Below are 7723 nucleotides of genomic sequence, written 5' to 3'. Positions count from 1 at the left end.
GGCGGAGCTGTTGACCACGTCGGTGACAGCATCTTCGGTGATGTTGATCGTCATGAGAACCCCCCGTTCTACCTTCCATCATACTCGAACATACTTTCGAGTCAAGGGCGTTTTCGGGAAGGTGAGGTGGGCCCGGCCGTCGTGATTCTGTTGTTCGAGAGCAGATTCCGTCGCTAGAGCATCAGCGCCGGATCTGTAGTCAGTTCGATGTTCAGCCACGGTTCGTAGGGGAGATCGGCGAGGCTGGTGGCGAACGAGCGTCGTACTGCGTCTTCACCGTCGATGTCCCAGCTGTGTGGCGCGACCATGAACGTCGCTTCGACATACAGCTTGCGACCCACCTTGCTCATGGTGAGAGTCGGTTCGTCCAAGCCGAATTCGTCGCGGACGACGGCGATGGCATCGTGCACGCGGGCCTGAACGTTTTCGCCGGGAGCACCTTCGAGGAGTTCGATCAGTGCGGTTCGCAGAAGTGCGTACGGTTGCGGGACCAGCATCGCGCAGCCGAGGAGGACCAAGACGGAGTCGACATATCGGTCGGCGTCGGAGAAATCGGTGCGGCCCAGGATCATTGCGACGACAGCACCGACTGCGACCAGCGCGCTGAAGGCAGTCGACGCTCCCCATTGCCTGGCTTCGGCGACGAGCAGATCAGATGTGCGGTCGACTTGTCGGACGTAGCGCCAGATGATGATCGACACCACCGCGCTGACAGCGCCGTATGCCACCAGAGACCCCGCGGTGACGTCGGCTCCGCCCGCGAGGATGACACGAACTGCCTCGACTGCAGCGTAGGCGAGCGTCGCCAGTAATGCCATGCCCTGGACAGCGATGACGACCGGGATCAATGCCTCCTTACCGAACGGGAAGCGTGCGGTGGGGCCCGAGTCGGCTATCCGCGAGACCCGCAGTGAGAGCGCCGTCAACACCATTCCGATGAGGGCGTACACACCGTCGAGCAGGATCACCTGGGACTGCGAGATCCAGCCCCAGAATGCGGCGAGCACAGCCAACGCCGTTGCGACCACGAGCGAGTACCGCAGGGCCTTGCGTTCGCGGGTAGCGCTGTCTTCCTTGGTGCCCATGAATTCCAAACCGCCTGTCCGTTTCGATATTCCTCCACGTAGGAATACCAGCAACGACGCGCAGGCACGGGATCAGTGGACCAATTGCGCTGCCAGATCGAGAAAGTCCTCGGCGTTGATGTCGAACTCGTCGGAGAAGGACACATCGGGATTGCCCCTGGCTCCGAATTCGAGTGGTCGAGCTATGAAGGCTGTGCGGAATCCGAGAGCTTTGGCCGCCCGGATGTCATATTTGTGACTGGCAACCATCATGATCTCGGCCGGGTCGTACCCGAGATATCGAGCAGCCAGGTGGTAGATCTTCGGATCTGGTTTGAAGACGCCGGCCATTTCGGCAGTGAAGACGGCATGCCATGGCAGATTTCCGTGCCGGGAGATGCTGACTCCGGCATTCACGTCGGCGTTGGACAAGGCAGCGATTGTGTACTGCTGGCGCAGGGTTGTCAGGCCGGCGACAGTGTCGGGCCACGGGTCCAGGAATTTCCAGGCGGTGGTGAGTTCTTCCTGTTCGGCATCGGAAAGTTCGATGCTCTCGCGGGCCAACAGCTTGCGCAGAGCCTCGCGGTACACCGAATGTACTGTCACCCATTCGCCTGTGGAATCGTCGGCCTCGGAGGTGTTCGCGAAGTACTCAGCGCGCCAGAGATTGACGAATCTTGGCCAGTCCACGTCGGCGTCGGTGATTCGACGGGCCTCTCGGCACAGTGTGCTGTGAAAATCGGTCGCTGTGCCCTGGACGTCGAACAGCAGTGCTTTGATCTTCTCGCGCACTAGGCCTCCACTCCGAGATCACCCGACGGACTTCCTTCATTATTGCGGCTGCAGCGCCGGATTCGTGCTCGGTGAGCGCAAAGGCTCGACGCGTCGCAAAATAGACATCTATGGCCGACCGCGGATTTACCCCGACTCAGCTCGCCGCCCGAGCTGCCTACTTGCTGCGCGGAAACGACCTGGGCACGATGACCAGCGCTGCCCCGAAGCTGTATCCCCACATGTGGAGCTGGGACGCCGCGTTCGTGGCGGTAGGTCTGGCGCCGCTCAGCGTCGAACGGGCGGTAGTAGAGCTCGATACCTTGCTCTCGGCTCAGTGGAAGAACGGAATGATTCCGCACATCGTGTTCGCGAACGGTGTCGACGGCTACTTCCCCGGACCGACGCGGTGGGATGTCAATGCGTTGGCAGCGCATGCTCCTTTGGGTACCGCTACATCGGGAATCACCCAACCCCCCGTTCACGCGATCGCGGTGCAGCGGATTCTCGATCATTCGCGTCGGCACGGACGTACGACGCGTGCGGTCGCGGAAGAGTTCCTCGACCGGCGCTGGAGCGATCTGGTTCGGTGGCACCGGTGGTTGGCGGAGGCCCGCGATCTCGACGGCAACGGCCGTATCGCGCTCTATCACGGGTGGGAATCTGGGATGGACAACTCTCCGCGTTGGGATCTGGCGTACGCGAATGTTGTTGCGGGACAAGTGCCTGCGTATCAGCGTGCTGATCTCGCTGTGGTGACGGACCTGTCTCAGCGGCCCACGGATAACGAATACGACCGCTACCTTTGGCTTCTCGAAGAGATGAAGGCCGTGCGGTACGAGGATTCTCAACTCGCCACTGCCATGAGTTTTGCCGTCGAGGACGTGTTTGTCAGTGCGGTTTTCTCGATGGCATGCGACGTCTTGGCAACTATCGGTGAGGAGCATTCGCGGCCGAACTCCGACGTCCGTGATCTGCGCGGTTGGGCAGATCGATTCCGGCAGGGCGTGATTGCCACCACCGATGAACGATCAGGTGCAGCAAAGGATTTCGATCTTCGCACCGGGCGATGGGTTCATACCGAAACCATCGCGATGTTTGCGCCGTTGCTGTGCGGCGGCCTGAGCCGCGATGCCGAGCGCGCTCTGTTGCGCACTTTCGAGGGGCCCAAATTCTGTGGTCACCCGGACATGCGGTTTGCTGTCCCACCGTCGACGTCTCCGGTTTCCGGCGATTTCCGTCCTCGGGAGTATTGGCGTGGCCCGGTGTGGCCGGTGATCACGTGGTTGTTCTCGTGGGCCTTCGCGCGTCGGGGGTGGGCCGAGAGATCGCACGTCTTGCGTTCGGAGGGGTTGCGGCAGGCCAGCGATGGCAGTTTTGCCGAATACTACGAGCCTTTCACCGGTGAGCCGCTGGGCAGTATGCAACAGTCGTGGACCGCTGCGGCTGTTCTCGATTGGCTCGGTTGAGTGAACATTCCCTGAATTAGGGGACAAAACGGACTAGTCGACCTTAGTCTCGGGAAATGGTCGAGCGACGGATCGTCAGGACACTGGGCAAGCTCACCCCGATCGCGATGGCAGCTGCCATCGCGATCACGGCACCTGGCCTCGCCGCTGCCGACGCTCCCCGCGGCCCGGACGTCTCTTCGTGGCAGCACGTGGACGGAACCGGAATCGACTGGTTCCAGGTCAAGGCGTCAGGGCACGAGTTCGCGATGGTCAAGGCCACCGAGTCGCTCAACTACGTCAATCCGTACTTCATCCAGGATTGCCTGGTCATGCGTGCTGCCGGCGTCTCGCGCGGGGCCTACCACTACGCAGACGTTCGCCAGTCCCCCGAAGCCCAGGCCGCCTTCTATTCGGCGATCGTCCTGGGTATCAACGGACCTGGTGACCTCCCGCCCGTTCTGGATCTCGAGGACGCGAAGGGACTGCCCGCCGGGCAGGTCATCGACTGGACTCATCGCTACTTGAATACAGTCCAGGCACTTACCGGGCGGCAGCCCATCATTTACACGTATCCCAACTTCTGGCGTACTCAGATGGCCAACACCACCGAGTTCAACCACTACCCGCTGTGGATCGCCGATTACAACGGGCAGAACGCACCGGGGCCGCTACCCGGCGGTTGGTCCAACTGGACTTTCTGGCAGTACACCAGCACCGGACGCATCCCCGGAATCACCGGAAACACTGATATCAACGTCTACAGCGGAGCCCAGGGCGATTTCGATCGCTACGCCAACAGTGTGGGGTTCGGCAGCAGCTAGTTTGCGGCGGGGCCCTTGGCTCCGTGGTGCCCGGTTCGGGCCCTTTCGCCCTCGATGCATTTGCCTCGAGGCACGCGGAAGGGCCCTTTTTGGCACTCTTGTGACGCTTGGCTGGTTAGTCCGGTTGTTGCTCGTCAGTTACGAGAATTCTGCCGGGCGGTAGCCACGGTCGCTGAACTTTCGACTAGCTGAGCAGGATCAGAAAATAGCTATGGCAGAAAATGAGCAGAACTGCTCTGCCTGAAAAGCTACAAAACGGACTTGAAGTTGGGTTTGAATCGAAGGCGGCCGCCCGGTTTCGGGCGAAGTTGGTGCCTCGCAATCCAATTATCGGAGCCTCGGGATGCTTCGTTACCGGCAGCCGTCGCTGAGTGTGGTCTGGATCAATTCGATCAATTTCGACGTGCTCGCACGGGTGATCGGACTCCATTCAGGACGGGGTTTCCGACCGTCGTTCGAGGGTCTGTGGCGCATCCAACAGGCCTTATCCATATTGGGCATTTGTCCAGATTCCGTACCTTCCTTGAGGTTGGTCGTCACCCGATCTGGTCAGCGGAAACATTGAATGTCATCGCGTTCGCCGCGGTGCCGCACTCCGAGGGCTGAATTGTCCGCTCGGACAACACTGCTCCTCGAAGCTTGTCCGATCTACGAACAAAAACGTCGATCGGTCTGCTTTGTCCGACTTTCGATGGGCAAGCTCCCGGTTATCTGTTATCTTGTTCCTGATAACTGGAAGGTTGCTCTCGATTTGCGCGGATTTCGAGGGCCAAGGTCCTGTTCAGGGCGGCTCTTCCAACACGCAGGTGTTTCCGAAGAGGAGCTCGAATGACAGGACCGGCAACAGCGTCCGGTGTGAGGTCGATCAGCCGAAAACAGGCGCATCGACCCGAACCAACCGATCAACCGGGAGTTCGCGCCAGCGCTCTCGCATCTCCGTCCATCGAACATCGATCAGGCACATCCTGGGGAGTAAGAAATGCCTAACGACATACCGCCGACAAGGTCGGCCATATTCACCGCAGGGCTCCCGCCCTGGGTGCGAGCGTGGACGGTGGTATGGACCGCCATCGCGATGATTCTCGGTATCTCCGGCGCGACGGCAGTGGTTGCGTCAGCGCAGCCGGCCGCGACGCTCGGCGGCCCCGTTCAGGCTCAGGCGCCGGCTCGCGCCGCTGTTCTTCCGGATGAACAGCCTGCAAAAGGCTGCGCATTCAGCGCCCCCGGCACCGGTCCGTTCTCGCAGAACATCTGCTGGATCGATATGTCGACGCTCGATGCGGCAACGGCTGCTTCTGCGGCAGGGCAGTCGATGGAAATCCAGCTCACCGACGGTTACAAGATCAACTTCAAGGCTTTCCTCACCGACTCGGTAGCGGGAAAGACACACCAGGGGATCGAAACGAAGGCATTTCCCACGTTGCACTATGCAGCGTTGGGAACTTCCGCGTACACGGGTGTGCCGACGACGATCAAGCCGGCGATCTACCAAACCTCAGCCACCGCTGGTCAGTCCGGTGGAACAGTCTCGCTGAAGAACATCGTGATGACGGGGCCGAATGGCGCCGTCAACAACTACGGGCTCGTAGCAGCCGACGCCGAGTCGACAGACGCGAATATCAATACTACGAACGACCGTGAATTCCTCACTTTCAATTCGGACAAGCCTCTACGGCAGATCGCACGTACCGTCGGTGACGACAGTGATCCTGCCTACCCCGGAATTCGGGCCTGTGACGGTGGGCTGACGGGTATGCCAGCCAATACCGTCCGATGCGATTCGTGGAACAACGTCAATGGCCAGGGGCGCACGCCCGGAACGCTGGTCGTTGCATCGACTGCTCCGACAAGTTTCGCAGCCACTTTCGGAAATACCGTTCAGGCGACCTCGCGTCAGGGCCTGGCGTTCGGTGTGCTGCTGTCGAAGGTCAAGATCGACAAGGACCTCACGCGCGTCACCCCCGGTGACGATTTCACTATCGGCATGAGCACCGGACACCACGCTGATGCAGGCGCCGCTGCAGCAACCGAGATCAAGAGCACCACGACCGGTGCGACTGATACGACGGCATCGACTGGCTGGCGGACGCTCCTCGCAGATACCACGCCCACCCCTGTCACGTTCTGGGAGAAGCCAACTACCTCGGCGACCAAGACCGCGAACTATGCGACATCGTGGGATTGCCAGGTAAACGGCGTGACCCAGGCCCTCAGGGTCGGTGACGTTGCGCAGGCCGCACTTACACCGGGTGACAACGTGTATTGCAAGGTCAAGAACACCCCGGTTCTCGTGAAGAAGTCGTCGTCACCACCTACCGGTGAGACGGTCAATATCGGCCAATCAATCACCTACACTCTGAATTTCGAGAATCCGGGCACTGCGCCGGCAACGATCGACTACACGGACTACCTCGCCGACGTCATTGATGACGGAACAGTTGCGGTCGGTGCTGCAACCGGCGGACTCACCGCCGCATTGAACGGCGCCGACAAGATCAAGGTCGGCGGCACCTTGCCGGCCGGCGGCAAGGGGACAGTCACATACACCGTCACTGTCAAAGACGGCGGCAACAAAGTTCTGAACAACTATCTGGTTCCGGGGACTACAACTCCCCCCACAACATGTGATCCTGCAACCAATCTCTGCACGACGCATCCCATGCCTGGTTTCACGCTGACCAAGACGGCTGATCCGGTTTCCGGTTCGACGGTTCAGGCCGGCGACACCATTACGTACACCGTCACCGGTGCCAACACCGGCAGGACGGCCCTGACTCCCGCGACGATCACCGATGATCTGAGTGCGGTTCTCAACAATGCTGCTGTCGTTCCGGGCTCGCTGAAGGCGACCATCGACGGTGCTCCTGTTGCTGCTCCGACTCTTTCGGGCAGCACTTTGTCGTGGTCCGCGAATCTCCCGGCCGGTAAGTCTGTTGTTCTGACATACCAGGTGAAGGTCAATGCCGGCGTTGCCGCGGGAACGGTTCTGAACAACAAAGTCACCGGTACTGCGAAGCCGCCGACCGGTCCGGACATCACTCCTCCTCCGGTGGAAACGAATCACTCGGTTCCAGGTTTTACGCTGGCGAAGACTGCCGATCCGATCTCCGGTTCGACGGTTCAGGCCGGCGAGTCGATCAAGTACACCGTCACCGGCACCAACACCGGCAAGACGAAGCTTGATCCGGTACAGATCAATGACGATCTGGGTGCGGTCCTCAATAATGCTGCTGTCGTTCCTGGTTCGCTGAAGGCGACCATTGACGGAGCTTCCGTGGCTGTTCCGACTTTGTCGGGTACGACGCTCTCGTGGACTGGCGTTCTCGAAGCCGGCAAGTCGGTTGTCCTGACCTACGAGGTGAAGGTCAACGACGGTGTCGCTGCGGGTACGGTCTTGAACAACAAGGTCACGGGTACTGCGAAGCCGCCGACCGGTCCGGATATCACTCCTCCTCCGGTGGAGACGAATCACTCGGTTCCCGGTTTCACTGTCGCGAAGACTGCGGATCCGGCATCGGGTACCGGCGTCAATGCTGGTCAGACGATCACGTATACGGTGACAGGTACGAACACCGGTAAGACGACGCTCAATCCTGTTGTGTTGACTGATGATTTA

The 7723-nt window shown here is 60.3% G+C and carries 5 protein-coding genes; 3 read left to right on the top strand and 2 right to left on the bottom strand.

Translation table 11 applies throughout. The annotated features are described in order from the left end of the window. Positions 1-173 precede the first annotated feature (173 nt). Together ACN50D_RS31100 and ACN50D_RS31095 are read right to left on the bottom strand one after the other, a co-directional pair. Positions 174-1085 carry a cation transporter gene (locus ACN50D_RS31100; RefSeq protein WP_058228554.1) on the bottom strand — a complete coding sequence of 304 codons (912 nt, stop codon included), beginning with the start codon at positions 1083-1085 and terminating at the stop codon, positions 174-176. 72 nt (positions 1086-1157) lie between these two features. Further along, complete coding sequence (locus tag ACN50D_RS31095; RefSeq protein WP_058228553.1) at positions 1158-1856, bottom strand: haloacid dehalogenase type II; 699 nt, start codon at positions 1854-1856, stop codon at positions 1158-1160. A gap of 110 nt (positions 1857-1966) precedes the next feature. Between ACN50D_RS31095 and ggh the strand changes: the two genes are divergently transcribed. The 3 genes from ggh to ACN50D_RS31080 all read left to right on the top strand — a co-directional run. Continuing rightward, complete coding sequence (gene ggh, locus ACN50D_RS31090) at positions 1967-3304, top strand: glucosylglycerate hydrolase (RefSeq protein ID WP_042449890.1); 1338 nt, start codon at positions 1967-1969, stop codon at positions 3302-3304. Positions 3305-3411: 107 nt separating this feature from the next. Beyond that, on the top strand, positions 3412-4107 hold the full coding sequence (locus ACN50D_RS31085) for a glycoside hydrolase family 25 protein (protein WP_370334015.1): 696 nt from the start codon (positions 3412-3414) through the stop codon (positions 4105-4107). 979 nt (positions 4108-5086) lie between these two features. Beyond that, the coding region (locus ACN50D_RS31080) for an isopeptide-forming domain-containing fimbrial protein (RefSeq protein ID WP_419970254.1) at positions 5087-7723 on the top strand (2637 nt) is incomplete at its 3' end.

It is taken from the genome of Rhodococcus sp. SB1D, from assembly GCF_048573875.1.
In the GTDB taxonomy this organism is placed as follows: Bacteria; Actinomycetota; Actinomycetes; order Mycobacteriales; family Mycobacteriaceae; genus Rhodococcus_F; species Rhodococcus_F qingshengii.
Note: the sequence above shows the minus strand (reverse complement) of the source record. Positions and strands in the feature narration are given on the sequence as shown.

What these genes read in the sequence shown, in the direction of transcription:
- ACN50D_RS31100 (WP_058228554.1), bottom strand. Translation starts at nt 1,085, where the DNA reads ATGGGCACCAAGGAAGACAGCGCTACCCGCGAACGCAAGGCCCTGCGG.
- ggh (WP_042449890.1), top strand. Translation starts at nt 1,967, where the DNA reads ATGGCCGACCGCGGATTTACCCCGACTCAGCTCGCCGCCCGAGCTGCC.
- ACN50D_RS31085 (WP_370334015.1), top strand. Translation starts at nt 3,412, where the DNA reads ATGGCAGCTGCCATCGCGATCACGGCACCTGGCCTCGCCGCTGCCGAC.